Below are 26,537 nucleotides of genomic sequence, written 5' to 3'. Positions count from 1 at the left end.
CGCTCCCACAGGGACCGTGCACATCTTGAATGCAGTGGTGCGCCTGTGGGAGCGGGTTCACCCGCGAAGAGGCCGACACAGGCACTACAAACTCCTAGAATGCCGACTTCAATCAAATCGACAGGAAGTGATGCGATGCGAGTTCTGGTAGTCGGCGCCAGCAAGGGCCTGGGCAAGGCGTTCATGGAAGGCTTGGGTAAACCGGGCGACACCTTGATTGGTGTGTCGCGCAACAAACCAGCGGCAGTGAGCGTTGGCAAGGATGTCCAGGCCCAGTGGATCGAGGCCGATCTCGGCCAGCCGGTCGCCGCCGTCGAGGCAATTTTCCGCGTGCTGGCCGAGGGTGGCGTGGATACGCTCATTTATAACCTCGGCCTGTGGGAAGCGGAGGCCTTCGAGGCGCACTACAGCTTCCTCGATGATCGTGATGTGGAATTGCAGCGCATGGTCGATTGCAACATCACCGCGACCATCCTGCTGATCAAGCGCTTGCTGCCGTTGCTGCTCGAAAGCGGAAAACCACGGATCATCCTTACCGGTTCCACCTCGGGCCTGCCCCAGAGTGGTCGCCCTGAAGTGACTTTCGCCGCCTCCAAATTCGCCCTGCGCGGCATCGCCGAGGCATTGCGTGAAGGTTATCGCGGGCAGGGGCTTGGGGTGACGTGCCTGAACCTGGGCTACCTGAATACCGAGGATGGCCTGGATGTGCCGTTGGCCGAGGCTGCAGCGCGTGGGGAAGGGGGGCTGATACCGCTGCATGACGTGGTGCTGATGGTGCGCACGCTGCTGGAGTTGTCGGCGGCGAGCTATGTGCGCGAACTGACCCTACCGGCTATTGCCGATGAGCGGTTCTGAAGCCTGAGGTTACTCAGTAAGCAGGCCCGGCCTCTTCGCGGGCCTGCTCATATCAATCCGAGATCACCGCTCGATTGCCAAGGCTACCCCTTGGCCGCCACCAATGCACAGTGTCGCCAGGCCTTTCCTGGCATCGCGCTTGATCATCTCGTGCAGCAGGGTCACCAGCACCCGGCACCCGGACGCACCAATCGGGTGGCCGAGGGCAATCGCCCCGCCATTCACGTTGACCCGCGCGGCATCCCATTCCAGCGCCTTGCCCACGGCCAACGCCTGCGCGGCAAAGGCTTCGTTGGCTTCGATCAGGTCTAGCTGGGCCAGTTGCCATCCGGCCTTGTCCAGGCAGCGCTGGGTGGCCGAAACCGGGCCAATGCCCATGATCGCCGGGTCTACGCCGGCACTGGCATAGGCCGCGATCCTGGCCAGCACCGGCAGGCCCAAGGCCTTGGCCTTGGCGGCGCTCATCAGCAGCACGGCGGCGGCGCCGTCATTCAGGCTTGAGGCGTTGCCGGCGGTAACGCTGCCGTCCTTCTTGAACGCCGGGCGCAGTTTGCCCAGGGATTCGGCAGTGGTATCCGGACGCGGCTGCTCGTCCCGCGCGAAGACTTTGGGTTCTCCCTTTTTCTGCGGCAGCACGATCGGGGTGATTTCATCATCGAAGCGGCCGGCCTCTATCGCGGCCACCGCCTTGCGCTGAGACTCGGCGGCGAAGGCGTCCTGCTGCTCCCGGCTGAGGCCGTACTGGTCCACCAGGTTTTCGGCGGTGATACCCATGTGATAGTCGTTGAAGGCATCCCACAGGCCGTCGGTGATCATGCTGTCGATCAGCTGGCCATGGCCCATGCGCTGGCCGGTGCGGGCCGAGGGCATTACGTAGGGGGCAAGGCTCATGTTCTCCTGGCCGCCGGCGATTACCACCTCGGCGTCACCGCAGCGGATGGCCTGAGCGGCCAGGTGTAGCGCCTTGAGGCCCGAGCCGCAGACCTTGTTCAGGGTCAGTGCCGGTACGCTGAAGGGCAGGCCGGCCTTGATCGCAGCCTGGCGTGCCGGGTTCTGCCCGGCGCCGGCGGTAAGCACCTGGCCGAGGATGACTTCGTCGACCTGCGCCGGGGCCAGACCGGTCTGCTCCAGCAGGCGCTTGATCACGGCGGCACCGAGGTCTACTGCAGGCACAGTGGCCAAGGCGCCCTGGAAGCTGCCGATGGCGGTACGGGTTGCAGCGACGATGACCACGTCGTTCATGTTGTTGTTCTCCGTGCGATGGGCGTAATGCCTCAAGCATCGGTGGCTTTGGCTCATTTGTTAAGTTTGTTTTTCTTTGCGATTGATGTGCAAAGCAAATGAATGAGCGTAAAGCGGCGTGCAGAACTATGCTAAGGGATGCGCTACTACATTCATCTGGATGGAGTTCACGCCCATGCGTACATTGATCGCGCTGACCCTTTTGATTGGCAGCAGCACAGTATTCGCCGCCACCGAATGCACCACCGCCGACAAAAGCACCTGGCAGGATCAGGAAAAATTCCAGGCGCAGCTCAAGGAGCAGGGCTACAAGATCAACAAGTTCAAAGTCACCAAGGGCAACTGTTACGAGATCTATGGTTTCGACAAGGATGGCAAGAAGGTCGAGATCTACCATGACCCAGTGACTGGCAAGGCAGTCAAGAGCGAGTACCACGAGTGAACAGCGACGGCACGGTGCAGCTGTGGGATCCCCTACTGCGGCTGTGCCACTTGTCGATGGCCGTGGTGTTTTTCGCCAACTACTTCTTCAACGAAGCGGGAGAAGACTGGCACCAATGGTTGGGCTATTACGCACTGGCCGTTGTTGTGGTGCGTGTGATCTGGGGTTTTGTCGGGCCACGCAGCGCGCGCTGGGCCGACTTCTGGCCAACCCCGGCAAGCCTGGTCGGGCATGCCCGGGCGCTGCTGCATGGGGAGCTTGACCATCACATGGGGCATTCGCCGATTGGCGCCCTGGTGATGGTGCTGATGATGACCGGCATCGCCGGTCTGGGCCTGACCGGGTGGGCCTCACAGGAGGTGGACGCGCTGTTTGGTGTCGACTGGCCGTTGGACCTGCACAGCTGGTTGGCCAACGCGGTGCTGGTGCTGGTTTGCGTGCATGTGCTGGGCGCTATCTACGAGAGCGTGCGCATGCGGGAAAACCTGCCGTGGTCGATGATCACCGGGCGCCGTCGGCAGCCCCGCGATTGACAGTGCCGGCCTCTTCGCGGGCTTGCCCGCGAGAGGCCAGCACAGGCAGCATCTGCTACACCGCCGGGCACTGATGGGTCACACAGTGAATCCCCCCACCCCCGGCAGCAATGGCATCGATATCCAGCTGCACGATATCCCGCCCCGGATACAACGCCGTCAGCAGCCCCCGCGCTTTCTCGTCCGCCGCCCCATCGCCAAACTGTGGCGCAATGATCGCGCCATTGAGCACGAAGTAATTGATGTACCCCGCGGCAAAGTCGTCATTGCCTTTGCTGAACCTGTTACGCCGCCCGTGCAGCGGCGGCGACACGACATGCACCTGCAACTTGCGGCCCTCGGCATCGGTGGCCCGTTTGAGGATCTCCAGGTGCTGGCGCGTCACGGCGTAGTCATACGAGTCCGGGTCGTTATCCAGGTTGGCAATCACCACCCCTGGCCTCACGAAGCGGGCATAGAAGTCCACGTGCCCGTCGGTGATGTCCTGGCTGGCGATGCCCGGTAGCCAGATGATCTTGCTCAGCCCCAGGCGCTCCTTGAGCTCTGCCTCGACCTGCGCCTTGCTCCAGCCTTTGTTGCGGTTGGCATTGACCCAGCTGCTCTCGGTCATGATGCCGGTGCCGTGGCCGTCCACTTCGATGGCGCCGCCTTCACCCACCAGGGCGCTGCGCTGGTAGCGGGCGCCGGCCAGCGTGGTGACGCGTCTGGCCAACTGGGCATCGTTGCTGTGACGCTGCTTGTTGCCCCAGCCATTGAAGTTGAAGTCTACCGCCGCCAGGGCTCCGCCATCATCGACGACGAAGTTGGCGCCGATGTCGCGCATCCAGATGTCGTCCAGCTCGCACTCGACGAAACGTGTGCGATGGCTGCCACAGTGCTGCTCGGCCAGCTTGCGCTCGCTGGCCCGGCAGAACACTGTCACCGGCTGATAGCGCGCGATGGCCTGGGCGATGCGACCGAGGGCGGCCTGTACATCGGCGGTGAAATCCTCCCAGATCGCATCCTGGGCACCAAAGGCGATGAACGCGCTGCTGCGGCTCGCCTTCGTCCGGCATGAACCAGCGCCCGGGTTCTTCGGCACGGGCCAGGCCCAGCGGCAGGCCGAGGCTGGCGACCAGCGACAGTTGCAGGAAGGTTCTACGGCTTGGCATGGCTCAGTCCTGTGCAGTCTTGAAACGTGTCCACACGCGCATGCGTGCGCGCATGTCGGCCTGTGGGATATCGCGGCCCGGGATCAGCCGGGCATAAGTGGCTTGGTCGAGGTAGATATCGGGGTTGTCGCGCATGCGCGGGTCCACCGCCTGGCGTGCCTTGGCGCTGGCGGTGGGGTAGCCGGTGAAGTTGCTGATGGCCGCCATGTTCGCCGGGCGCATGACGAAATTGATGAAACGATAGGCGTATTCCGGGTGCTTGGCATCGGTCGGGATGGCCATGGTATCCATCCACACTGTGGTGCCCTGGCGCGGCACGCGGTACTGGAAATCGAGATGCTTGCCCGCGGCCTCGGCGGTACGCTGCGCCTGGATCACATCACCGCTGTAGCCCAGTGACAGGCACAGGTTCTCGTTGACCAGTTCGGTCACTGGTTGCGACTGGAATTTGCGTACGTACGGGCGAATCGCCTTGAGCAGTTCACTGGCTGCAGCCAGATCTTCGCGCTTGGCACTGCGTGGCTCGCGGCCCAGGTAGTTGAGGACCACTGCCAGCACTTCGTCGGGCGAGTCGATGACCGAAATGCCGCAGTCGGCGAACCTGGCGGCCAGCTCCGGCTTGAACAGCAGGTCGAGGTTGTCCAGCGGCGCATCGGGCATGCGCTGGCGGACTTTGTCGGTATTCACCGTCAGACCGATGGTGCCCCAGGTGTAGGGCACGGTCGCCTGGCTGGCCCTGGGGTACCGGGCGTGCAGCTGGCGCAGCCCGGGCTCGATGTCGTCAAGGGCCTCCAGGCGGCTGTGGTCCAGTGGCTGCAGGCTGCCGGCGCGCATCAGGCGCTCGGCGACGGTATCGCCGGGGAAGACCAGGTCGTAGCCACTGCGCCCGGACATCAGCTTGGCCTCGAGCACTTCGCTGCCGTCCATCACATCGTAGATTACCTGGATGCCGGTTTCGGCTGTGAACTGCTTGAGGGTGTCCTCGGCAAAATAGTCGGCCCAGTTGTACAGGTGCAGCACGGGCTGCTCGGCCTGGGCCTGGCAGGCGCAGACGGCCAGCGCCAATGCAGCTAGAGTGTGGCGTTTCATGCTCAGGCCCTCAGGGTGTGTGGGAGGCGGCCGTCCAGGGTCAGCAGCGTGGCGTACATTTCCGGGCGGCGATCGCGGTAGATGCCCCAGCTCAGGCGGTCTTCCCGCATGCCGGCCAGATCCAGGTCGTGCAGCCAGATGCCGCTGCTGTCGCGGTCGGCTTCGGCAAGCATGGCGCCCTTGTGGTCGCAGATGAACGACGAGCCGTAGAAGCGCATGGCCAACCCGGCATCGCTGGCGGCGACCTCCTCGCCCACGCGGTTGGCCGCTACCACCGGCAGCAGGTTGGCGGCGGCATGGCCGCGCATGGCTACCTGCCAGTGGTCGCGCGAGTCCAGGTCGGCACAGCCGGGCTCGGAGCCGATGGCGGTGGGGAACAGCAGCACTTCGGCGCCCATCAGTGCCAGGCAGCGGGCGGTCTCGGGGAACCACTGGTCCCAGCAGATACCGATGCCCAGGCGGCCAAAGGCGGTGTCCCAGACCTTGAAGCCGGTGTCGCCGGGGCTGAAGTATTCTTTCTCCTGGTAGCCGATGGCGTTGGGGATGTGGGTCTTGCGGTATACGCCAAGCAGGCGGCCGTCGGCATCGGCCACGGTCAACGAGTTGAAGAAAGCATTGCCTGCGCGCTCATACCAGCTCAGCGGCAGCACCACGCCCAGCTCGCCGGCCAGTGCGGCGAAGCGCTGCAGGATCGGGCTGGCGGGGTAGGGCTGGGCGAGGGCCTGGTGCTGGTGGTCTTGTTCGATGCAGAAGTACGGGGTGGCGAACAGTTCCTGCAGCAGGATCACCTGGGCGCCTTCGGCGGCGGCCTGGCGTACCAGTTGTTCGGCGCGGTCGAGGTTGCCGGGCAGGTCCCAGCTGCACGGCATCTGGGTGGTGGCGACGCGCAGCAGGTTCATGGCTGCACCTCGGGCTGTTGCTGGGTGATGCAATGAATGCCGCCACCGCCATGGGCAATGTGGTCGATGCGCACCGGTACGATCTCCCGCCCCGGGAAGGCGTGGGCCAGTTGCGCGGCGGCTTCCTGGTCGGCGGCGATGCCATAGGCCGGCATGATGATCGCGCCGTTGGCAATGTAGAAGTTGGTGTACGAGGCGCAGAATACCTCGGCGTCCTGGTCGACGGCGGCGCTGGCTTCATACAGATCGAGCAGTTCGAAGTGCCGGCCTTGGGCGTCGGTGGCCAGTTCCAGGGCGCGGCGGTTTTCCCGCACCACTTCGGCGTACACCGAGTGCTGGTCATGGATGGCGTCGACCAGCAGCACGCCAGGGCGGGCGAAGGCGCATACGCCGTCGATGTGGCCGTCGGTCATGTCGCCGGTGATGTACTGTGGGTCGCCTGGTAGCCAGATGGTCTTGCGGATGCCCAGGTAGCGGGCGAAGCAGGCCTCGAACTCGGCCTTGCTCACACCAGGGTTGCGGTTGGGGTTGAGCAGCACCGACTCGGTGGTGATCAGAGTGCCTTCGCCGTCCACATGAATCGCCCCGCCTTCGTTGCACAGCGATGTGCTGAAACCGTCCAGGCCCAGGTGGTCGAGGATGCGCCGGCCAAGGCTGCGGTCCTGGCCGTGTCGAGACTTGCCACCCCAGGCGTTGAAGCGCCAGCTCAAACCGGCCAGGCCATGCTGTGGGTGGCAGATGAAGCTCGGGCCGCTGTCCCGGCACCAGCTGTCGTCCACGGTCATTTCGACCAGCTCGATATTGGCGCCGCAGAGGGCGCGGGCGCTTTGCAAGGCCGAAGGGTCGACCACCATCTTCACTGGCTCGAAGCGGGCGATGGCCGCCGCGACCCGGGCGTAGTCCTGCTGTACGTCGGCCAGGTGCACGTGCCAGCCGCTTTCCCACAGGGCCTGGTTGTGCGGCCAGGCCATCCAGGTTGCAGCGTGGCGGGCCCATTCGGCGGGCATGCGCCAGCCGCTGTCGAGGGACAGGTGCATAGTGAACTCCGATCTATTAAGGATTTTTATCAACGAAGCCCGCCGTCGCGGGTGTTGAGGTCCATGCTATGGCTAGGCCTGGCCGACGACAAACGATAGATTTAGCGCACATCTGATCAGCAGGGCTTATCAAACATGCTCAAACACTGGCCACCCCTGAATGCCTTGCGCGGCTTCGAGGCCGCTGCGCGGCTGGGCAGCTTTCACAAGGCCGCCGAAGCACTGAACCTGACCCAGTCGGCCATCAGCCAGCAGATTCGCAGCCTGGAAACCTACCTTGAGCAGCCGCTGTTCCACCGCAGTGGCCGAAGCGTGAGCCTGACCGACGCCGGGCACGACCTGCTCAGCACCACGCAATCGCTGCTGCAGCACCTGGCCGTTGGCATTCGCCGGCTCGACCAGTACCGCAAGCCCAACCAGCTGGTGGTCAACACCAGCCCGGCCTTTGCCAGGCACTGGCTGCTGCCGCGGCTGGCCGACTTTCATCAGCGCTGCCCGGATGTCGACTTGTGGTTGTTCACCAGTTTCGAAGTGCCGGAGATGGCGACCGAGACCATCGACCTGGCCATCCGCGACGACCTCAGTGCCCAGGCCGAGTGCAGCTTCAGCGTGCTGCACCAGGACCAGCTGTACCCGGCCTGCCACCCGGCATTGCTGCAAACGCCGATGTCGCGGCGCACCACCTTGCATGGCGAGCGCGAGATGGACTGGAGCCACTGGCAGCTGGAGGGGGGCGAGGACGTGGGGCAGCAGGGCAAGGGGCTGAACTTTTCCGACCCCGGGCTGCTGCTGGATGCGGCGAGCGAGGGGTTGGGGGTGGCCCTGGTCAGCCAGTTGCTGGCGCGGCGGGCGGTGGAGGAGGGGCGTTTGCAGGCGTTGTCGGCGCAGCGCGTGCGTGGGCCGGCGTGGGCTTGCCTGGTGCATCGGGATAGCCAGGATGATCCGTTGGCCCGGCAATTCCTGGAGTGGCTGAAAGAGGCTCTCTTGTCAGATTGATGTTGCCAGTGCCGGCCTCTTCGCGGGTGAACCCGCTCCCACAGGTATTGCGCAGCCCTCAGGATTTGCGCGGTTCCTGTGGGAGCGGGTCAGCCGCGAAGAGGACGGCGAAGGAAAACCTCGGTTTTGCATCCCCAAGATCACCCCGTAATATGTGTCGGATAACCTGCGGGGGTAGTCTCACCCTCTGATCAATCGGAATCGCCCATGGCGGCGCTTCCCCCGGCATAAACCTGACGAGGTACAGACATTGGCCATCATTCATCCTAAGGTCCGCGGTTTCATCTGCACCACGACTCACCCGAAGGGCTGCGAGCTCAACGTCCGTGACCAGATCGAAGCCACCCGCAAGCTGGGCGTGCGCGAGGATGGCCCGAAGAAGGTCCTGGTCATCGGTGCTTCCAGCGGCTACGGCCTGGCAGCCCGCATCACCGCGGCGTTCGGCTTCAAGGCCGACACCCTGGGCGTGTTCTTCGAAAAGCCAGGCACCGAGACCAAGGCCGGCACCGCTGGCTGGTACAACGCTGCCGCCTTCGACAAGTTCGCCAAGGCCGAAGGCCTGTACAGCAAGTCGATCAATGGTGACGCCTTCTCCGACGAAGCCCGCGCCAAGGTCATCGAGCTGATCAAGAACGAAATGGGCGGCAAGGTCGACCTGGTCATCTACTCGCTGGCCTCGCCGGTGCGCAAGCTGCCGCAGACCGGTGAACTGGTGCGTTCGGCCCTGAAACCGATCGGCCAGCCGTACAAGTCGACCGCCATCGACACCAACAAGGACACCATCATCGAGGCCAGCATCGAGCCGGCTACCGAGCAGGAAATCGCCGACACCGTCACCGTCATGGGTGGCCAGGACTGGCAGCTGTGGATCGACGCCCTGGCTGGCGCCAACGTGCTGGCCGAAGGCGCCCGCACCGTGGCCTTCAGCTACATCGGTACCGAAATCACCTGGCCGATCTACTGGCACGGTGCGCTGGGCCAGGCCAAGCAGGACCTGGACGAAACCGCCCTGCGCCTGGACAAGAAACTGGCCGGCGAAATCAAGGGCGGCGCCAACGTGGCGGTGCTGAAGTCGGTGGTTACCCAGGCCAGCTCGGCCATCCCGGTGATGCCGCTGTACCTGTCGATGGTGTTCAAGATTATGCAGGAGAAGGGTGTTCACGAAGGCACCCAGGACCAGCTGGACCGCATGTACCGTGACCGCATGTACCGTGCCGACGGCGCGCCGGCCGAGGTCGACGAGAAAGGCCGCCTGCGCCTGGACGACTGGGAACTGCGTGATGACGTGCAGGATGCCTGCAAGGCCCTGTGGCCACAGGTGACCACCGAGAACCTGTTCGAGCTGACCGACTATGCCGGTTACAAGAAGCAGTTCCTCAACCTGTTCGGCTTCGAGCGCGCTGACGTCAACTACGACGAAGACGTGGCTACCGATGTGAAGTTCGACTGCATCGAGCTGTAATCGGCTTTAGCCTGTACCGGCCTCTTCGCGGGTAAACCCGCTCCCACAGGCATCTCACCAAGCCTGAAGGGAGTGGGGAACCTGTGGGAGCGGGTTTACCCGCGAAGAGGCCGGTACAGGCTATAAAATCTTTGCTAGCTTTGGCGCACGACAACAGGGAATGTGCCATGAGCAGCCTCACCCAGCCCGCCACTGCCTTTCGCCACACCGCAGCCGACGGTTACAGCCTCGGCGGCTTCCGCTGGCGCCACGCCCGACCTGACCCCCAGCGCCCGCTGGTGATCATCAACGCTGCCACCTCGGTACGCTGCCGCTACTACTCGCGTTTCGCCGACTACCTGTTCGCCCAGGGTTGCGATGTGCTGACCTACGACTACCGTGGCATCGGCGAATCCCGGCCGGCCTCGCTGCGCGGCTTCCAGGCTTCCTGGAGCGACTGGGGCCGGCTGGATTTCGAAGCCATGCTGGTGCACGCCGCAGAACATTTCCCCGGCCAGCCGGTGGACGTGGTGGGGCACAGTTTTGGCGGCTGCGCAGTGGGGCTGGCACCGTCGGCGAGCAAGGTACGCCGGGTGGTGATGGTCGGCGCGCAATTCGCCTACTGGCGCGATTACGCGGCCGACCAGCGCTGGCAACTGTTCGGCAAGTGGCATGTGGTCATGCCGCTGCTCACCCGGGTGTTCGGTTATTTTCCCGGCAAGCGCCTGGGTTGGCTGGAGGACACGCCATCCGGCGTGGTGCACGACTGGACCACCCGTACCCCACGCTATGAGCACCGACCCAGCGGGCGTGCGCTGGAGGCACTACCGTTCGCCCAGGTGCGGGCGGCAACGCTGGCCATCAGCCTGACCGATGACCCCTTTGGTACCGTGGCGGCGACCGAGCGTTTGCTGGGTTATCTGCAGGGCGGCGAACGCCAGCACCTGCGCATTGCGCCTGTGGATATCTCGGTCGATGAAATTGGCCATTTCGCGTTTTTCCATGACCGGTTTCGCGAAAGCCTGTGGCCGGTGGCCTTGCAGTGGTTGCAGCAGGGTGGGTTGGCGGGTGGGGTGCCGGGAACCATCATGGATTGATGGTGGGGTGGAAAATCTGGGGCCGCAAAGCGGCCCCGGCTATCTCAAGCCTTGCGCGCAAGCGGCAGCTCGGCAAACTTGACGCCCGCCAGCCCATGCTTGATCAGCGCGCGGATATTGCCATGGTCGCTGCCCTCGGGCGTGGCCACCACGTCACGGTAGTGTTCGCCAAAGGCCAGCAGTGCTTCCTGGTCACTCAGCCCTTCCAGCAGCGCCAGCCCCAGGGTCTTGCAGGAACCTTCGTTCTGCCCGGCCGCATTCGCCACGCCGCCATTGTCGAAGGCCTGAGGCTGGTAGTTGTAGTTGTCGGCAATGAACGCCAGGGTGTCGGCAAACACGTGTTGGCCGCTGGCCAGGCTGGCGCGCAGGGTGTTCAGGTCAGTCACGGGGTTTTCCTTTTTCGAACGCCGCCTGTTGGTCGGCGCTGGCTTCTTTCTGGTATTGGGCTTTCCACTCGGCGTAGGGCATGCCGTACACCGCTTCGCGGGCGTCATCCAGGCTCAGGTCGAGCTGGCGCTCGTCAGCCGCGGCCTTGTACCACTTGGACAGGCAGTTGCGGCAGAAGCCGGACAGGTTCATCAGGTCGATATTCTGCACGTCGGTGCGCTTTTGCAGGTGTTCGACCAGGCGCCGGAACGCGGCGGCCTCGAGTTCGAGCTGTTGCTGTGGGGTCATGGGCTTCTCTCAGGTCATGCGGTTCTTCAGGTGGCGGCCACCGTTGATGACCACCTGGCTGCCGGTGCTGTACTGGCTGGCGAGCAGGTACTTGACCGTTTCGATCAGCGGGCCGGCGCCGGGTTCGAACTCCAGCAGGGCCTTTTTCAGGGTTTGCTGGCGGTAGGCTTCGTCACCCCCTTCCTTGAGGATCAGCAGCCCGGGCAGGATACCGTTCACATGCACCTTGGGCGCATATTTTTCGGCGAACGACAGCACCATGTTCTGCAACGCGGCCTTGGTCGCGGCATAGCCGATGTGGCTTTTGCTGCCGCGCGATGAGGTTTCGTCGCAAATGTGGATGATGTCGGCCTTTTCCACCTTGGCCAGCAGGTCGCCCAGGGCCAGGTTGAGGTGGTAGGGCGCTTCGACGTGCAGGCGGAACATGGTCTCGAGGTTGTCGAGGCCATCGTCGAGCCACAGCGAGGCGTTGTGGATGATGGCGCGCAGGCCGTCGTAATGGTTGTGCAGGTAGTCGATCAGGGCCTGGCGGTCGGCCGCCTGGCACAGGTCGGCCTGGAACTGCACGATGTTCGGGTGGGCCGCCTGTGGCTGGACGCTGCGGCTGGCACTGACCACCGTATGGCCGGCCTGTGCCAGTTCAAGGGCCAGGGCCAGCCCGACGCGCTGGCTGGCTCCGGTAACGAGAATGGGGCTGTTCATGTTCGGGGCGGTCAACTTGTCTGTCCTTTGGTTGCCGCCCAGCATACCCGAACTGTCTACCGCGTGTACGGCCTGGCCTCAGCGGCTGCGCAGGGCGCCAGCAGTGGCCGGGGAGGCATGCAGCCAGCCGGCCAGCAGGCGGGTGGACAGGGGGATGAACAGGTAGACCATCACCGGTGTCAGGCCCAGGGTGCTGAGCAGTACCCGAGGCACCAGGTCCAGTGCTGCCAGCCAGTGGCCGAACACCAGGTTGAACACCAGTGAAACCGGGAAGAAGGCCAGCCAGATGGCCACGGCCTGCTTCCAACGCGGCGGTTTTTGCACCATATTGGTGCCAAACCAGTCGTCGATGCCGCTCACGCGCGCCTCTTTGGGGCGTTCGAACAGGCCGTTGCCGCGTTGCAACCAGGCTCGGCGCGAGGCGGAATGCTCCCAGGCATGCAGGGTCGGTTCGTCGCTGAAGCGGAAGATGATCTGGAACTCGTCGCTATCGCGGGGTGGCGCGAGGATGCCCGAGCCAAGGTAGCCGGGGAAGTCGGTGGCCAGCTGTTCGCCTTCATGCAGCCAGGCCAGCAGGTCCTGGTAGCGGCCATGGGCGGCGCGGCGCGACACCATCAGGGTGACGGGTGGGGTAGACATCGTGTATCTCCTGGCAACGGGGCTGGCGGGTAACCGGCCCCTTTGGCTGCGTGGCCCGGGGTGTTGGGCGACGCAGGCATACATGCAAGAATCGGGCGCGGATTATCGCCCATGTGCGATGCTCGGTAACTGTCAGCTGGCAAACGGTCGCGGCCCAGCGTCTGGTATTGTCGTAGTAAACTAGGTGTTCAACTTGCGCACACAGGGTACCCCGTGCAGATGAACGAACAGGGACGTAGTCCGGTAATCGATGCGGGCCTCGCGCAGCAGGACCTGTTTCCGATCCGTGAAGTTTCCCGCCTGACCGGCGTCAACGCCGTGACCTTGCGTGCCTGGGAGCGCCGCCATGGCCTGATCCAGCCAACTCGCACCGACAGTGGCCACCGCCTGTATTCCCAGGCCGACATCGATGACATCCGCCGCATCCTTGGCTGGCTGGAGCGTGGTGTGGCGGTGAGCAAGGTCGCCAGCATCCTCGCGCGCGGCCATGCCCTGGCCGGGCAGGCAGGTGGCGCGACGGACACCTGGGTGCGCTGGCAGCAGCAGATTCGCCAGGCGCTGCAATGTTTTGACGTGGCCGGCCTGGACCGCCTGTTCGACGAGGTGTTTGCCGCCTGCACCCTGGACCAGGTATTCAGCGAAGTGTTCATGCCGGTATGGCATGACCTGGCGGTCGGGAAAGGTGGCTACGGGCAGGTCAGCGAGTGGTTGTTCCTCGATCAGTTCCTGCGTGGCCGGGTGTTAGCCCGCTTGCAACTTGCCCGTGCACCGCGCAGCCGCAGGGTGCTGCTGGCGCCGTTGCCGGGGCAGTGCCACGAGCTGGAATTGCTGGTGACCAGCCTGACTCTGGGCAGCGATGAAGTTGGCGTGACGCCACTGGCGAGCGGGCAGCCGCTGGCGGAACTGGCACTGGTCTGCGAGCGCTTGAAGCCGGATGCCCTGGTGCTGTTTTCCCACCAGTCGCCCACGATGGAACTCACCCGGCGCCTGACGCGCCTGGTGGCAGGGCTGGAGTGCCCGTTGTTACTGGCGGGTGAAGCGGCGGAACTGGCACAGGACAGCCTGGCTGGCAGCCCGATCGCCTGCCTGGGCGCGCAGGGCGGCGTGATGCGCCAGCGTTTGCGGCAGTTTCTGGCCGGTCAGCTCGATACCTGAGTGTGAAGCTCGGGGTGGGCGCGGCGATGGGCCTGGAGGATATAGTCGCGCAGGCGTTCGATCTCTTCGGTGGGGCTTTGGCTAAGGTCGTAGGCGGCCAGGTCCTGGCCGATGCGCCGGCCCAGCACGCCATGCAGTTCGATGGGAGGGATGCCGCCAGGGGCAAAGCGCAGTTCGAAGCGGGCTGGTGCCGCTGGCAGGCCACGGACTTCCAGCAATGTACCCTTGAACGAGATATCGCGAACCCACAGGCCGCTTTCCTGCCCATGGGTATCGAGCAGTGCACTCGGCTGCTCCATCGACAGGCGCCAGGGGCGCAGCATGGGGCCGTCCTCGTAGATTTCCGGTGAGCCCAGTTGCAGGTGCAGGGCGTGGAACTCGTCCTCCACCAGTTGCAGCGGGAAGCTGATCTGCTGGTTGTTGAACTGGGCCTGCAAGGTTACCTGCTCGTTGGCCACCAGGCGGGTGAGCAAGCTCTGAATGCGGCGGTCGCCATTGACCAGCAGGCTCGACATGGGGTCAGCCAGGTTCAACTGTGGCGAATGCTGCATGTTCTGTATGAAATCCAGTTCGTCCTGGGTCAGGAGCGCTTCTGCTTGCATGATCGAACTCGGTGGTGGCGATTTCTTCAACGGAATTGACCGTGCGTGACGTACTTGGTTCAGGCGCGTTCGTCGGGTTTCGGACGAACGCGCAGTTCGGCCAGTTCCCGCTCCAGTTCGACCTGGCGAGTGACGTCTTTCTGGATACCGATGAAGTAGGTGCGCTGTTCAGCGTCGTGCCTTACCGGGGTGATCGACAGCTCGTTCCAGAAGGCGCTGCCATCCTTTCGGTAGTTGCGCAGCACTTCGCGGCACGGGCGGCCTTCGGCCAGGGCCTTGCGGATGCGGGCGCGGCCAAGCTGGTCACGGTCGTCGGCCTGCAGGAAGCGGCAATCCTGGTAGAGGATTTCGTCACGGCTGTAGCCGGTCAGGCGTTCGAAGGCGGCGTTCACGTAGATGAGGATGGTGTCGTCGCCTTCCTGTTCGGCGACCACGATGCCGTCATTGGACGCATCGACCATGGATTGCAGCAGTTGCGCGTTGATCATGTTCGGGCCATTGAGTAAACAAGGGTGCGAAGCAGGCTGAGGATGGTGACTTTGGTAGAGGCGGCCTTTTGCCAGCGCCGGATGCTAGTATCCTACGTTTTCACTCAGTTTCGGAATCCTCTACCCGATGAAAGTCGCCATTATTTCCGGATCGGTCTACGGCACCGCCGAAGAAGTCGCCCGTCACGCTGAAACGCTGCTCAAGGCTGCGGGCCTGGAGGCCTGGCATGCGGCGCGCGCTACCTTGCAGGACCTTGAAGGTTTTGCCCCCGATGCCTTGCTGGCTGTGACCTCGACCACAGGCATGGGCGAGCTGCCGGACAACCTCATGCCGTTGTACAGCAGCATTCGCGATACCCTGCCCGCGGCCTGGCGTGGCCTGCCGGGTGCGGTGATTGCGCTGGGCGACTCCAGCTATGGCGATACCTATTGTGGTGGTGGCGAGCAGATGCGCGAGCTGTTCGCCGAACTGGGCGTGCGGGAAGTGCAACCGATGCTGCGCCTGGATGCCAGCGAGACGGTGACCCCGGAGGCGGATGCAGAGCCTTGGTTGGCTGAGTTGGTGAGTACACTTAAAGCCTGACGGTTATTTTTCGCCTGTACCGGCCGCTTCGCGGGTGAACCCGCTCCCACAGGTACTGCACAGATTTCAGCGGCTGTGGTGTTTCTGTGGGAGCGGTTTTACCCGCGAAGAGGCCAGCAAGGGCAACTCATTCCTTGCTGTCGAGCACCGGCCACTCGTTCACCAACGCCAACCACGCCTGCGCCGCCCGTGACAGGTACGCCCCACGCCGCCAGATGAACGCGATATCCCAACGCAAATCCTCTGGCGAGCGCAGCGGCAAACGCACCACCCCGGGGCGTTCCAGCGCTTTCGCCACCACACGGGGCAGCAACACCACGCCCTGGCCCGCCGCCACCAGCGCCGCGAGGAAGTCCGCCTGGCCACTGCGCCCGCCTTCTTTCGGGGTGAAACCCTGCTGCTGGCACGCCTTCAGCAATCGGTCATTGAGCACGAAGCTGCGCTGGTAAAGCAGGAACGGGGTATCGGCCAGCTGCTGCAGGTCCACCCTGTCCTCGCCCGCCAGCGCGTGGCCGACCGGCAGCAGGGCGTCCAGCGGTTCGTTGCAGAACGGCTGGTAGTCGAACGCCTCGTCACTGGGCGTCAGGCTACCACCCAGTTCCAGTTCGCCACTCCTGACCGCCTGTTCGATGTTGCGGCTGCCGCCTTCGAGCAACTGGATCGCGATGTTCGGGTGACGCCGCCGATACTCGGCGAACAACCCGGCAAACAGTGCGTCGCTGCCCAGCATCGGCAAGCCCAGGCGCAGTTCGCCGCGGCCCATCTGGCTGAGGTCGTCCAGTTCGCTGAGCAGCGCCTGACGTTGGCGCAGCAAGGCTTCGCCTCGCTCCAGCACAATGCGTCCGGCAGCGGTCAGGTGTAGCTGCGAGGCCTGGCGCTCCAGCAGCGGCTGGCCCACATCTTGCTCCAGCTGGGCCACCTGTTTGCTCACTGCCGACTGGCTGATGTGCAGGGTCTGCGCCGCCTGGGTGAAACCGCCGCGGTGGACCACTTCGATAAAGCTGCGCAGCTGTTTGAATTCCATGATCGCAATTCCATTCTGGAATGGTGTTCAGTCTAACAATTCGCTTCTGGCCTAGGCAGCCGAATCTTAAAATGAGGGCCTGTCGAGGATCCCCCCATGAAACCTGCGTTATTGAAAAAAGCCCTGCGCCTGCTTGTCGAGCTGGCGATCCTCTGTGCCCTGTTCCTGCTCGGCGGCCAGCTTGCCACCTGGCTGGGCTGGCCGATTCCCGGCGGCGTGATGGGCCTGGCACTGCTGCTGTTGCTGTTCGCCTCGGGTGTGCTCAAGCCGGCCATGCTGCAACTGGGCGCCGGCTGGCTGATGGCTGAGATGCTGTTGTTCTTCATCCCGGCGCTGATGAGCCTGCTCGATTACGGCGCCCTGATCCGTGCCGAGGGCTGGCGCATCTTGCTGGTGATCGCCGTGAGCACCCTGATGGTAATGGTGGTGACCGCGTTGACCGTGGAACTGGTGTGCCGCTGGAGGTTGCGCCATGAGCCTTGAACCCATGCCGCTGTTCTGGCTGGCCCTGACCTTGCTGGCCTACCTGGGCAGCCGCTGGTTGTACCGGCGCAGCGGGCGCTACCTGCTGTCGCCGCTGATCCTCGTGCCGGTACTGTTGCTGGCGGTGGCCGTGCCGCTGCACACCGCCTATGCCGAGTACGCCCGCAACACCCACTGGCTGATGAGTGTGCTTGGCCCGGTGACCGTGGCCTTCGCGGTGCCGATCTGGCAGCAACGGGCCATGCTGGCGCGCCACTGGCCGGCACTGATGGTGGGCATGGTCGCTGGCAGCAGTGCTTCGATCGCCAGTTCCTGGGGGTTGGCTCATATGTTGGCGCTGGACAGTGCGACCAGCCTGTCGCTGGTGCCGCGTTCGATCACCACGCCCTTTGCCATGCCATTGGCCCATGACCTGGGTGGCGTACCGGAACTGACGGCGGTGTTCGTGATGTTCACTGGTGTGCTGGGTGCCATGTTCGGCGGCGTGCTGCTGCGCTGGTTGCCGTTGCGCACGCCGCTGGCACGGGGCGCGCTGTTTGGTGTCGGCGCCCATGGCGCCGGGGTCAGCCGGGCACAGGAGGTGGGCCGCGAGGAAGGCTCGGTGGCCGGCCTGGTCATGGTCCTGACCGGGCTGCTCAACCTGTTCGCGGCACCGCTGCTGGCCATGCTGCTCTGACCGTTCGTGCCACTGACTCGCCAAGTCATCAAGCTGGCTGGCAACGCAAGTTCCAGCCCATGGGCTGCTGGCTAGACTCAGCCTCGACATAGAGAGCACATGTAAGTGCCGAGGTGACATGCAATGACCGCAGCCTTGCTCTATTCCGCCAACACCACTTCACCGGGACCGTTCTGATGCCTATGGCCGAAATTCCATTGTGCGTCTGGCGTACCCGGGGACAGAGTTTCGATTTCCGGGGCCAGAGCATCCGCTACTGGACCGCAGGGCAAGGAGAGCCCCTGCTTCTGTTGCACGGTTTCCCCACCGCCAGTTGGGATTGGCACTACCTGTGGGGGCCTCTGGCCCAGCGCTTCCGGGTTATCGCCTGCGACATGCTTGGCTTTGGCGATTCGGCCAAACCGGTCGATCACGTCTACAGCCTGATGGAGCAGGCCGACTTGCAGCAGGCCTTGCTCGCCGAGCTTAGGGTCGACCAGCCGGTGCATCTGCTGGCCCACGATTACGGCGGCAGTGTGGCCCAGGAACTGCTGGCGCGGCATCATGAACAGCGCGCCAGTATTGCCAGCTGCGCGTTCCTCAACAGCGGGCTGTTCCCCGAAAGCTGCCGCATGCTGCTGATCCAGAAGCTGCTGCTCAGCCGCCTGGGCTGGCTGGTAGGGCGCTCGTTCGGGCGCGACGACCTGGTGCGCAACGTGACCCAGGTCTACGGCCCTTGCTCCCACCCCAGTGAAAGCGTGCTGGATGACTTCTGGAGCCTGATCACCGCCAACCGTGGCACGCGCATCCTGCACAAGCTGGTGGGATACGTGCCGGAGCGCAGGTTGCACCGCGACCGCTGGGTTGGCGCGATGCAGCATGAAGGCGTGCCGCTGCGCTTCATCAATGGCATGGTCGACCCGCTGTCCGGCGCGCACATGGTGGAGCGCTACCGGCAACTGGTGCCGGAGCCGGACACCGTACAGTTGCAGGGCATCGGCCATTACCCGCATACCGAAGCGCCGGTGCAGGTGCTGCGCCATTACCTGGCCTTTCGTGAACAACCGCCGAGCTATCACCAGCAGAAAGTGGCGTGGTACTGACAGGGCCTCATCGCCGGCAAGCCGGCCCCATAACCATCGCGCTGCGTTATTGCCAGGCATTCAGCCTGCGTGAGCTTGATTGTTCACCCGCCGCTGGCGGCGGACACTCGGCTGACCTGAATCTGCCTGGAGCCATGAGCATGAGCGAGCCTGTCCGTCTGCAAGATCGCGTGGTGATCGTCACCGGAGCCGGCGGCGGCCTGGGCCGCGCCCATGCGCTGCTGTTTGCTGCGCGTGGCGCCCGGGTAGTGGTCAACGACCTCGGCGGCTCCACCCATGGTGAAGGTGCCAGCGCCTCCGCCGCCGACCGGGTGGTAGAGGAGATTCGTGCAGCCGGTGGCCATGCCATTGCCAACCATGATTCGGTCAGCCACGGCGCGCGTATTGTCGAGCAGGCCCTGGACAGCTTCGGCCGGGTCGATGTGCTGGTGAACAATGCCGGCATCCTGCGTGACAAGACCTTCCACAAGATGGAGGACAGCGACTGGGAGCAGGTCTACCAGGTGCATGTCGAGGGGGCTTACAAGGTCACCCGCGCCGCCTGGCCGCACATGCGCGAGCAGAACTGGGGGCGGGTGATCTTCACCGCTTCCACGTCCGGCATCTACGGCAACTTCGGCCAGGCCAACTACGGCATGGCCAAGCTGGGCCTGTATGGGCTGACGCGTACTTTGGCAATCGAAGGGCGCAAGCATGGCATCCTGGTCAATGCCATCGCTCCCACGGGTGGCACCCGCATGACCGAAGGGCTGATCCCGCCCCAGGTGTTCGAGCGGCTCAAGCCTGAGCTGGTCAGCCCACTGGTGGTGTACCTGGGCAGCGAACAGTGCCAGGGCAGCGGTGAGCTGTTCGAAGTGGGCGGCGGCTGGGTGGGCAAGGTGCGGTGGGAGCGCAGCTTGGGGGTAGGCTTCGATCCGCGTGAAGGCTTTACCCCGGAGCAGGTGGCGGAGAACTGGGCACGGATTGGCGACTTCGACGGGGCGGTGCACCCTCAGGACAGCTTGCAGGCGTTGCAGCAGATGATGGCGAACTTGCAGAAGTATCCGCTGGGCTGAGCTTTGTACTACCTGTGCTGGCCTCTTCGCGGGTAAACCCGCTCCCACAGGTACACCACAAGCCTCTGGGGTAGTGATATCTCTGTGGGAGCGGGTTTACCCGCGAAGAGGCCAGCACGGGCGAAGAATTTTTCAGGGCAGATAAAAAAGGCCGCTGCAAGCCGCAGCGGCCAATCGAGACGTCAGATCAAGGAGCTTCAAAATCTACGTCGGTGAACCTCGCAGGCCTGAAAGGCGGGGGGGAGAGCCCTTCATGCCGGCCAGTGAGTTAAGAATAAGCGCCTGATCCTGTAGGAAAAATAGCCGCTTATGACATTCACCTTTACGTATCGGGCAATAGTGCCGCAGGCGCTCAACCTGCGGGCGAATAGCCCATGCGCCAGCTGGTTTCCCGCGCTGCCGCCAGCAGCCGTTGCGCCGCCGGGCCATGCTCGTCGGCATGGAAGATCGACGTAGGCCCGACCACGGTCATCACCGCAGCGATCTGCCCCATGGCATTGAACACCGGTGCCGACAGCGCATCCACGCCCGGCATCAACAGCCCGTGTACATGGTGCAGGCCACGTTCACGAATGCCCGCCAGTACCGCCTGGTAGTCGGCGGCGCTGTGCTGCAGGGCGGCCAGTTCCCGGTCACGCAACTCCACGGTCTCGCGCTCGGGCAGGTAGGCGGCGAACACCAGCCCGGTAGACGACGTGAGCAGCGGCAGTACCGAGCCGATCTGCGTTACCACGGTGACCGCGCGCACTGCCGGCTCGATGCTGACCACTGTCGCGCCCTGGTTGCCCCATACGGCAACGAAGCAGCTTTCGTTCAGTTCATCGCGCAGTTGCGACAATGGCAGCGCGGCAATCTTCAGCACATCGATGCTGCCCAGCGCCGCCAGCCCTACCCGCAGTGCCTCGCGCCCCAGGCCGTAATGGTTGGTGGCCGCATCCTGCTCGGCAAAACCGCTGGCGATCAATGCCTGCAGGTAACGGTGCACCTTGCTCGCCGGCATCTGCACATGTTCTGCCAGGCGCGACAGGGAGGTGGACGGAGAGAGCTCGGCAAGGGCCTTGAGGATGTCGGTGCCGACCTCCGCCGAGCGGACTTTCTGCTTGCCGTTGTCGGCGGGGGAGCTGGCTTTGGCCATGGACATCTTCTTCCGGATTCTTCGAGTCGCGCCTTTATAGCTTGACGCATTGTCCGTAGCAAATTACGTTATTCGTAATCTGATTACGATAAAAACAATGCAGACGCGCTGCCACCCCGCCCCGGGCCAGCAGCCAGCTGCCAGCAACGGCTCGGCCAGAGCCCGGAGGCATCGATGAATCGCGATACGTCACCCGACCTTCACTACCTCAGCGGCTTCGGCAACGAGTTTGCCAGCGAAGCGCTGCCGGGGGCCTTGCCGGTCGGGCAGAATTCGCCGCAGAAGGCGCCCTATGGGCTGTATGCCGAGTTGCTCTCGGGCACGGCGTTCACCATGACCCGCAGCGAGCTGCGCCGCACCTGGCTGTACCGTATTCGCCCGTCTGCCTTGCACCCGCGTTTCGAGCGCCTGGCGCGCCAGCCGCTGACCGGCCCGCTTGGGGCCATCACCCCCAACCGCCTGCGCTGGAACCCTCAGCCGATCCCCGCCGAGCCTACCGACTTCATCGAAGGCTGGCTGCCCATGGTGGCCAACGCCGCCGCGCAAAAACCGGCCGGCGTTAGCATCTACATCTACCGCGCCAACCGCTCAATGGAACGGGTGTTCTTCAACGCCGACGGTGAACTGCTGCTGGTGCCGGAACAGGGCCGCCTGCGCATCGCCACCGAACTGGGGGTGATGGAGGTCGAGCCGCTGGAAATTGCGGTGATCCCGCGTGGCATGAAGTTCCGCGTCGAACTGCTCGACGGCCAGGCCCGTGGCTACATTGCCGAAAACCACGGCGCGCCGCTACGCATCCCGGACCTGGGCCCGATCGGCAGCAACGGTCTGGCCAACCCGCGCGACTTCCTCACCCCGGTGGCGCACTACGAAGAGGCCGATGGCCCGGTGCAACTGGTGCAGAAGTTTCTTGGCGAACACTGGGCCTGCGAACTGCAGCACTCGCCACTGGACGTGGTCGCCTGGCACGGCAGCAACGTGCCGTACAAGTACGACCTGCGCCGCTTCAACACCATCGGCACGGTCAGCTTCGACCACCCGGACCCGTCGATCTTCACCGTGCTGACCTCGCCGACCAGCGTGCATGGCCTGGCCAACATGGACTTCGTGATCTTCCCGCCACGCTGGATGGTGGCCGAAAACACCTTCCGTCCACCATGGTTCCACCGCAACCTGATGAACGAGTTCATGGGCCTGATCAACGGTGCCTACGACGCCAAGGCCGAGGGCTTCGTGCCGGGCGGTGCCTCGCTGCACGGGGTGATGAGCGCCCATGGCCCCGACGCCGAAACCTGCGAAAAGGCTATTGCCGCCGACCTGGCGCCGCACAAGATCGACAACACCATGGCCTTCATGTTCGAGACCAGCCAAGTGCTGCGCCCGAGCCTGCAAGCCCTTGAATGCCCGCAGTTGCAGGCCGACTACGATAGTTGCTGGGCCACCTTGCCGAGCACCTTCAACCCGAACCGGAGATAACCATGAACCAGACCGCCATTGCCCGTAGCTGGGTCGAGCACGCCAACGGGCACAGCGACTTCCCGCTGCAGAACCTGCCGTTGGGCATCTTCAGCCGGCCGGGTGAAGCCAGGCGCTGTGGCGTGGCCATCGGCGACGCGATCCTCGACCTGGAGGCGGTGCTGGCCGCCGGCCTGTTCGACGGTGCCGCCAAGGCCGCCGTCGAGGCCACCCGTGGTGGGGCGTTGAACGCATTCTTCGCCCTCGGCCGCGGTGCCCGCGTTGCCCTGCGCGAGCGCCTGCTGGTGCTGCTGGGCGAGCACAGCGAACACCAGGCGGCGCTGCAGGCTGCACTGTATCCGGCCAGCGCTTGCCAGCTGCATGTACCGGCGCAGATCGGTGACTACACCGACTTCTACGTGGGCATCGAGCACGCCAAGAACGTGGGCAAGCTGTTCCGCCCCGACAACCCGCTGCTGCCCAACTACAAGTACGTGCCGATCGGTTATCACGGCCGTGCCTCGACCATTCGCCCGTCCGGCACCGATGTACGCCGGCCCAAGGGCCAGACCCTGCCGGCCGGGCACACCGAGCCGAGCTTCGGGCCCTGCGCGCGCCTGGACTATGAACTGGAACTGGGCATCTGGATCGGTCAGGGCAATGACATGGGCCAGGCGATTCCGGTAGGCGATGCCGCCGAGCACGTGGCCGGCCTGTGCCTGCTCAACGACTGGTCGGCGCGCGATATCCAGGCCTGGGAATACCAGCCGCTGGGCCCGTTCCTGTCCAAGAGTTTCATCACCACCGTCTCGCCCTGGGTGGTCACCGCCGAAGCGCTGGAGCCGTTCCGCTGTGCCCAGCCGGCACGCCCGGAAGGCGACCCGCAGCCACTGTCGTATCTGCTGGACAAGCGCGACCAGGCCGCCGGTGCATACGATATCGAGCTGGAGGTGCTGCTGCTGACCGAGCGCATGCGCGAGCAGGGCCTTGCCCCGCACCGCCTGACCTTGAGCAACACCCGCAGCATGTACTGGACCGTGGCGCAGTTGGTCGCGCACCACAGCGTCAACGGCTGCCAGCTGCAACCGGGCGACCTGTTCGGTTCGGGCACGCTGTCGGGCGCCACGCCAGGTTCGTTCGGCAGCCTGCTGGAGATCACCGAAGGCGGCAAGCACCCGGTGGAGCTGGCCAGCGGCGAGGTGCGCAAGTTCCTCGAAGACGGCGACGAGATCATCCTGCGTGCCCGCTGTGCGCGTGATGGTGTGGTCAGCATCGGCTTCGGCGAATGCCGTGGCACGGTCATCGCGGCCAACTGAGGAGGCAGGGGCATGGAGCTGTACACCTATTACCGTTCCACCTCGTCCTACCGGGTGCGCATTGCCCTGGCACTGAAGGGGCTGGCCTACCAGTCCCTGCCGGTCAACCTGCTGCAGGGTGAGCAGCGTGGTGCAGGCTATGTCGCCGTCAACCCGCAGGGCCGCGTGCCGGCCTTGCGCACTGACGGCGGTGAGCTGCTGGTGCAGTCGCCGGCAATCATCGAGTACCTGGAAGAGGTTTATCCACAGCCCGCGCTGCTGCCTGCCACGGCCGAGGCGCGCGCCAAGGTGCGGGGCGTGGCGGCGATCATCGGCTGCGACATCCATCCATTGCACAACGTCAGCGTGCTCAACCGGCTGCGTCAGGCCGGCCAGGACGAGAGCCAGGTCAACCAGTGGATCGGCCACTGGATCAGCCAGGGGCTGGCGGCAGTGGAGCAACTGATTGGCGATCACGGCTTCTGCTTCGGTGATGAGCCGGGCCTGGCGGATGTCTACCTGATCCCGCAGTTGTACGCGGCCGAACGCTTCAACATCGACCTCGACAGCTTCCCGCGCATCCTGCGGGTTGCCGCCCTGGCGGCCGGTCACCCGGCGTTCGCCCAGGCCCACCCCGCACAGCAGCCGGACAGCCCGGCTCAGTGAATGGAACGGTTCGCCGCCGGAAGCTTACCGATACGTTCGGACAGCTTCAGGCGCTGGACCGGGTCTTCCGTCAGCAGTAACGCATGCTCCAGGTCGAAGCGCTCGGCCTGCGGGCAATCCAGGTGCTGGTAGAGCGAGGCACGGGTCACGTAGTCGCTGACCTGTACCGGCCCCAGTTGCATGACTCGCTCGGCATCGATCAGCGCCGCCAGGTGGTCGTCGTTGCTCATGTGCAAGTGGCGCAGGTTGCGCGAAAGGCGTTGCAGCATCTGCTGCGGGCTGGCGCTGCGCATGTGCTCGGCAGTCAGCGCTACCTGCGGGCCGAACTGGCGCGCCAGCAGCTCACGGCAATCGTTAGGGTACAGGCGCCGGCCACCACAGGGGTCGAGCAGGTGATCGGCACCTGGTACGCGCAGCAGGAAATGGCCGGGGAAGCCGACGCCCTCAAGGGGGATGGAGAGGCGCCAGGCCAGTTCCAGGGCGAGGATGGCCAGGGTCAGCGGTTGGCCACGGCGGCGCTGCAGCACCTTGTCCATCATCGCGGCATGCGGGCGCAGCGGGTGGTATTCATCCTGCTGGAAGCCCAGGGCCGTGAGTTGGCGCAGCAGTGGCTGGGCCAGTTCGCACAGCGGCAGCATCGGCAGGTTGGCGCTGATCTCGCGCTGCAGGTCATGCAGCTTGGCAAGGCTGGCCGCGGGCTCGACGCTGGGGTCGTGCTCGGCGGCAATCCACAATGCGGCTTCCAGCAGGGCGACGGGCTCGCGTTCCAGGCAGGCCAGGCAGGCTTGACGTGGCTTCATGGGGCTTCTCCACACACGCTTGAGTATTAGCCGCGGCGCGCGGTTTCGTCCAGTGGTCCGGCGGCGGCGCCAGCCCAAGGGCCGTGCCTATACTGGAAGGAGCACCTCGTAGGGGAGCCTGTCGATGTTCGCGCTGATGCAAAGCACCCGTACCCAGTCGTTGCACTTGTTCACCCACCCGCCCACCGGCCTGAAGGCCGTGGTGGTGATCCACAGCGAGCAGCTGGGGCCGGCCATGGGCGGCTGCCGCTACCTGCCTTACGCCGATGATGAAAGCGCCATGACCGACGCCATTCGCCTGGCCCAGGGCATGAGCTACAAGGCGGCGCTGGCCGGCCTGCCACTGGGGGGCGGCAAGGCGGTGATCATGCGCAACCCGCATGTGGAAAACCGTGCTGCGCTGTTCGAGGCCTTTGGCCGCTTCATCGACACCTTGCAAGGGCGCTTCATCATCGCCGTGGACAGTGGCACCTCGACCCTGGACATGGACTGCATTGCCCAGAGTACTCCGCATGTGACCAGCACCACGGCCTCGGGTGACCCCTCACCGCATGCGGCGATGGGGGTTTTTGCCGGCATTCGTGCGACCACTTCGTTCCGCCTTGGCAGTGATGACCTGCAAGGGCTGCGGGTGGCGGTGCAAGGGCTGGGCAATGTCGGTTATGCGCTGGCGGAGCAACTGCATGCGGCGGGTGCGGACCTGCTGGTGAGTGATCTGGACCCTGGGCGGGTGCGGCTGGCGGTGGAGCAGTTCAATGCCCATCCGGTGACCAACGATGCGTTGATCAGCACCCCTTGCGACATCTTTGCCCCTTGCGGCGTGGGGCCGGTGTTGAACGGGCAGAGCGTGATGCAGTTGCGTTGCGCGGCAGTGGCGGGGGCGGCGAACAACCAGTTGACCACCTTGCAGGTAGCCGACCAGCTGGAGTCGCGCGGGATACTGTATGCACCCGACTACGTGATCAATGCCGGTGGGTTGATCTATGTGGCGCTCAAGCATCGTGGCGAAGACCTGGGCACCATCACTGCGCACCTGGCGCGGATACCTTCGCGGCTGACCGAAGTGTTTGGCCATGCGCAGGCAGAGAAGCGCTCGCCGGCACGGGTGGCGCAGATGCTGGCGGAGCGGTTGCTCTACGGCTGAAGGTTGATATCGGCTTTGCTGGCCTCTTCGCGGGCACGCCCGCTCTCATGGAGTTGCACATAACTCATTGAATTAGCAGGGACTCTGTGGGAGCGG

At 64.5% G+C, this 26,537-nt stretch carries 29 protein-coding genes and 1 pseudogene; 16 read left to right on the top strand and 14 right to left on the bottom strand.

Features of this window, described 5'->3' with window-relative positions; genetic code table 11:
- Nucleotides 1-135 precede the first annotated feature (135 nt).
- Nucleotides 136-855 (top strand): SDR family NAD(P)-dependent oxidoreductase, encoded by a 720-nt coding sequence (locus tag M2S36_RS09100; RefSeq protein ID WP_207836495.1) that lies wholly within the window; start codon nt 136-138, stop codon nt 853-855.
- 63 nt (nt 856-918) lie between these two features.
- On the opposite strand, the gene M2S36_RS09095 is transcribed toward M2S36_RS09100, so the two are convergent.
- Nucleotides 919-2,097, bottom strand: coding sequence for an acetyl-CoA C-acetyltransferase (locus tag M2S36_RS09095; protein ID WP_333957022.1), 1,179 nt, complete (start codon nt 2,095-2,097; stop codon nt 919-921).
- Nucleotides 2,098-2,272: 175 nt separating this feature from the next.
- Here M2S36_RS09095 and M2S36_RS09090 point away from each other — a divergent pair, with 175 nt between their 5' ends.
- Both M2S36_RS09090 and M2S36_RS09085 read left to right on the top strand, forming a co-directional pair.
- Nucleotides 2,273-2,539 (top strand): PepSY domain-containing protein, encoded by a 267-nt coding sequence (locus M2S36_RS09090; RefSeq protein ID WP_063913395.1) that lies wholly within the window; start codon nt 2,273-2,275, stop codon nt 2,537-2,539.
- Nucleotides 2,536-3,072, top strand: coding sequence for a cytochrome b/b6 domain-containing protein (locus M2S36_RS09085; protein WP_233687076.1), 537 nt, complete (start codon nt 2,536-2,538; stop codon nt 3,070-3,072). Before M2S36_RS09090 ends, M2S36_RS09085 begins: the two co-directional genes overlap by 4 nt.
- A gap of 55 nt (nt 3,073-3,127) precedes the next feature.
- Here the strand turns inward: M2S36_RS09085 and M2S36_RS09080 are convergent.
- The 4 genes and pseudogenes from M2S36_RS09080 to M2S36_RS09065 all read right to left on the bottom strand — a co-directional run bounded on the left by M2S36_RS09080 (nt 3,128) and on the right by M2S36_RS09065 (nt 7,248).
- Nucleotides 3,128-4,223, bottom strand: a pseudogene (locus tag M2S36_RS09080) (agmatine deiminase family protein).
- A gap of 3 nt (nt 4,224-4,226) precedes the next feature.
- Entirely contained in the window at nt 4,227-5,312 is a 1,086-nt protein-coding gene (locus tag M2S36_RS09075) for an extracellular solute-binding protein (protein WP_333957021.1), read from the bottom strand.
- A gap of 2 nt (nt 5,313-5,314) precedes the next feature.
- Entirely contained in the window at nt 5,315-6,211 is an 897-nt protein-coding gene (aguB, locus tag M2S36_RS09070; RefSeq protein ID WP_207836475.1) for an N-carbamoylputrescine amidase, read from the bottom strand.
- Nucleotides 6,208-7,248 (bottom strand): agmatine deiminase family protein, encoded by a 1,041-nt coding sequence (locus tag M2S36_RS09065; RefSeq protein WP_333957019.1) that lies wholly within the window; start codon nt 7,246-7,248, stop codon nt 6,208-6,210. Before M2S36_RS09065 ends, aguB begins: the two co-directional genes overlap by 4 nt.
- Nucleotides 7,249-7,383: 135 nt before the next feature.
- Between M2S36_RS09065 and M2S36_RS09060 the strand changes: the two genes are divergently transcribed.
- The 3 genes from M2S36_RS09060 (at nt 7,384) to M2S36_RS09050 (ending at nt 10,782) form a co-directional block, all read left to right on the top strand.
- The gene (locus M2S36_RS09060; RefSeq protein ID WP_207836471.1) at nt 7,384-8,244 is read left to right on the top strand and encodes a LysR substrate-binding domain-containing protein; all 861 of its coding nucleotides are present in this window, start codon (nt 7,384-7,386) and stop codon (nt 8,242-8,244) included.
- A 250-nt stretch (nt 8,245-8,494) separates the two neighbouring features.
- A complete protein-coding gene (gene fabV / locus M2S36_RS09055) occupies nt 8,495-9,706 on the top strand; it encodes an enoyl-ACP reductase FabV (protein WP_087503177.1) in 1,212 nt (403 codons plus the stop codon).
- Between the two features lie 167 nt (nt 9,707-9,873).
- On the top strand, nt 9,874-10,782 hold the full coding sequence (locus M2S36_RS09050; RefSeq protein WP_333957018.1) for an alpha/beta hydrolase family protein: 909 nt from the start codon (nt 9,874-9,876) through the stop codon (nt 10,780-10,782).
- Nucleotides 10,783-10,826: 44 nt separating this feature from the next.
- Here the strand turns inward: M2S36_RS09050 and M2S36_RS09045 are convergent, their stop codons facing one another.
- The 4 genes from M2S36_RS09045 to M2S36_RS09030 are packed head-to-tail and all read right to left on the bottom strand — an operon-like array spanning nt 10,827 to nt 12,798.
- Entirely contained in the window at nt 10,827-11,168 is a 342-nt protein-coding gene (locus tag M2S36_RS09045) for a HopJ type III effector protein (protein WP_207836460.1), read from the bottom strand.
- Complete coding sequence (locus tag M2S36_RS09040) at nt 11,161-11,457, bottom strand: DUF1244 domain-containing protein (protein ID WP_003260708.1); 297 nt, start codon at nt 11,455-11,457, stop codon at nt 11,161-11,163. Before M2S36_RS09040 ends, M2S36_RS09045 begins: the two co-directional genes overlap by 8 nt.
- A gap of 9 nt (nt 11,458-11,466) precedes the next feature.
- On the bottom strand, nt 11,467-12,204 hold the full coding sequence (folM, locus tag M2S36_RS09035) for a dihydromonapterin reductase (protein ID WP_063913386.1): 738 nt from the start codon (nt 12,202-12,204) through the stop codon (nt 11,467-11,469).
- 33 nt (nt 12,205-12,237) lie between these two features.
- Entirely contained in the window at nt 12,238-12,798 is a 561-nt protein-coding gene (locus M2S36_RS09030; RefSeq protein WP_087503172.1) for an antibiotic biosynthesis monooxygenase, read from the bottom strand.
- Between the two features lie 219 nt (nt 12,799-13,017).
- Between M2S36_RS09030 and M2S36_RS09025 the strand changes: the two genes are divergently transcribed.
- Nucleotides 13,018-13,953 (top strand): MerR family transcriptional regulator, encoded by a 936-nt coding sequence (locus M2S36_RS09025; protein ID WP_233687073.1) that lies wholly within the window; start codon nt 13,018-13,020, stop codon nt 13,951-13,953.
- Here the strand turns inward: M2S36_RS09025 and M2S36_RS09020 are convergent.
- Both M2S36_RS09020 and M2S36_RS09015 read right to left on the bottom strand, forming a co-directional pair.
- Nucleotides 13,938-14,555, bottom strand: coding sequence for a hypothetical protein (locus tag M2S36_RS09020; protein WP_207836457.1), 618 nt, complete (start codon nt 14,553-14,555; stop codon nt 13,938-13,940). The genes M2S36_RS09025 and M2S36_RS09020 overlap by 16 nt on opposite strands.
- Before the next feature lie 59 nt (nt 14,556-14,614).
- The gene (locus M2S36_RS09015; RefSeq protein WP_207836446.1) at nt 14,615-15,043 is read right to left on the bottom strand and encodes a PAS domain S-box protein; all 429 of its coding nucleotides are present in this window, start codon (nt 15,041-15,043) and stop codon (nt 14,615-14,617) included.
- Nucleotides 15,044-15,170: 127 nt separating this feature from the next.
- On the opposite strand from M2S36_RS09015, the gene M2S36_RS09010 reads away from it, so the two are divergent.
- Nucleotides 15,171-15,626: a flavodoxin gene (locus M2S36_RS09010; protein WP_207836421.1), complete on the top strand. Its 456-nt coding sequence runs from the start codon at nt 15,171-15,173 to the stop codon at nt 15,624-15,626.
- Nucleotides 15,627-15,753: 127 nt separating this feature from the next.
- Here M2S36_RS09010 and M2S36_RS09005 read toward each other — a convergent pair whose 3' ends face one another.
- Nucleotides 15,754-16,650 (bottom strand): LysR family transcriptional regulator, encoded by an 897-nt coding sequence (locus M2S36_RS09005; RefSeq protein WP_207836419.1) that lies wholly within the window; start codon nt 16,648-16,650, stop codon nt 15,754-15,756.
- Nucleotides 16,651-16,746: 96 nt separating this feature from the next.
- Between M2S36_RS09005 and M2S36_RS09000 the strand changes: the two genes are divergently transcribed.
- The 4 genes from M2S36_RS09000 to M2S36_RS08985 all read left to right on the top strand — a co-directional run bounded on the left by M2S36_RS09000 (nt 16,747) and on the right by M2S36_RS08985 (nt 19,946).
- Entirely contained in the window at nt 16,747-17,133 is a 387-nt protein-coding gene (locus M2S36_RS09000; RefSeq protein WP_207836417.1) for a CidA/LrgA family protein, read from the top strand.
- A complete protein-coding gene (locus tag M2S36_RS08995; protein ID WP_024087732.1) occupies nt 17,123-17,809 on the top strand; it encodes an LrgB family protein in 687 nt (228 codons plus the stop codon). Before M2S36_RS09000 ends, M2S36_RS08995 begins: the two co-directional genes overlap by 11 nt.
- Before the next feature lie 176 nt (nt 17,810-17,985).
- Nucleotides 17,986-18,891: an alpha/beta fold hydrolase gene (locus tag M2S36_RS08990; protein ID WP_207836415.1), complete on the top strand. Its 906-nt coding sequence runs from the start codon at nt 17,986-17,988 to the stop codon at nt 18,889-18,891.
- 140 nt (nt 18,892-19,031) lie between these two features.
- Nucleotides 19,032-19,946 (top strand): SDR family oxidoreductase, encoded by a 915-nt coding sequence (locus M2S36_RS08985; RefSeq protein ID WP_207836413.1) that lies wholly within the window; start codon nt 19,032-19,034, stop codon nt 19,944-19,946.
- A 352-nt stretch (nt 19,947-20,298) separates the two neighbouring features.
- On the opposite strand, the gene M2S36_RS08980 is transcribed toward M2S36_RS08985, so the two are convergent.
- Nucleotides 20,299-21,081: an IclR family transcriptional regulator gene (locus M2S36_RS08980; protein WP_063913376.1), complete on the bottom strand. Its 783-nt coding sequence runs from the start codon at nt 21,079-21,081 to the stop codon at nt 20,299-20,301.
- Between the two features lie 174 nt (nt 21,082-21,255).
- On the opposite strand from M2S36_RS08980, the gene hmgA reads away from it, so the two are divergent.
- Genes hmgA through maiA form a run of 3 tightly spaced genes read left to right on the top strand, consistent with a single transcriptional unit; the run spans nt 21,256 to nt 24,497 of the window.
- Complete coding sequence (hmgA, locus tag M2S36_RS08975; protein ID WP_063913375.1) at nt 21,256-22,557, top strand: homogentisate 1,2-dioxygenase; 1,302 nt, start codon at nt 21,256-21,258, stop codon at nt 22,555-22,557.
- Between the two features lie 2 nt (nt 22,558-22,559).
- Nucleotides 22,560-23,852, top strand: coding sequence for a fumarylacetoacetase (gene fahA, locus M2S36_RS08970; protein ID WP_333957016.1), 1,293 nt, complete (start codon nt 22,560-22,562; stop codon nt 23,850-23,852).
- A 12-nt stretch (nt 23,853-23,864) separates the two neighbouring features.
- Nucleotides 23,865-24,497: a maleylacetoacetate isomerase gene (gene maiA / locus M2S36_RS08965; protein WP_207836406.1), complete on the top strand. Its 633-nt coding sequence runs from the start codon at nt 23,865-23,867 to the stop codon at nt 24,495-24,497.
- Here the strand turns inward: maiA and M2S36_RS08960 are convergent.
- Nucleotides 24,491-25,297, bottom strand: a complete 807-nt coding sequence (locus M2S36_RS08960; RefSeq protein WP_333957015.1) for a SirB1 family protein — start codon at nt 25,295-25,297, stop codon at nt 24,491-24,493. The two genes, maiA and M2S36_RS08960, sit on opposite strands and share 7 nt — an antisense overlap.
- 124 nt (nt 25,298-25,421) lie before the next feature.
- On the opposite strand from M2S36_RS08960, the gene M2S36_RS08955 reads away from it, so the two are divergent.
- Nucleotides 25,422-26,441, top strand: coding sequence for a Leu/Phe/Val dehydrogenase (locus M2S36_RS08955; RefSeq protein WP_207836396.1), 1,020 nt, complete (start codon nt 25,422-25,424; stop codon nt 26,439-26,441).
- Nucleotides 26,442-26,537: the final 96 nt, after the last annotated feature.

This window comes from Pseudomonas sp. SF2, assembly GCF_036858055.1.
Classification (GTDB): Bacteria; Pseudomonadota; Gammaproteobacteria; order Pseudomonadales; family Pseudomonadaceae; genus Aquipseudomonas.
The sequence above is the reverse complement of the archived record's forward strand: the minus strand, read 5'-3'. Positions and strand labels throughout refer to the sequence as shown.